The organism is Falsiroseomonas sp., from assembly GCF_051860665.1.
In the GTDB taxonomy this organism is placed as follows: Bacteria; Pseudomonadota; Alphaproteobacteria; order Acetobacterales; family Acetobacteraceae; genus Falsiroseomonas.
In genome coordinates, this window is record NZ_JBHYDM010000061.1 from 248 (window position 1) to 583 (window position 336).

General features: G+C 68.2%; 1 protein-coding gene. It reads left to right on the forward strand.

The genetic code is table 11. From position 1 onward, the window contains the following. Positions 1-336, forward strand: a 336-nt coding sequence (locus tag ACTIF1_RS26445; protein WP_439599463.1) for a molybdopterin cofactor-binding domain-containing protein, incomplete at both ends; no start/stop codon positions are given.

Sequence of the window (336 nt, forward strand, 5' to 3'; positions counted from 1 at the left end):
GAGCTCGCCGAAAAGCTCGGCATCGATCCGATCGAACTGCGCATCCGCAACGAGCCGGAGACGGTGCCGAGCAACCCCGCGCGGCGCTTTTCCGACCGTCACCTCACCCGCTGCCTGCGCGAAGGTGCAGCCCGCTTCGGCTGGAGCAAGCGCAGTGCCAAGCCGGGCGTGACGCGCGAGGGGCGCTGGCTGATCGGGATGGGCGTCGCGGCGGGCTATCGCGGCGCACCGACGATGAAATCCGCCGCGCGGATCAAGCTGGACGCTGACGGACGCATCACGGTCCAAACCGACATGACCGATATCGGCACCGGCAGCTACACCATCATCGCCCAG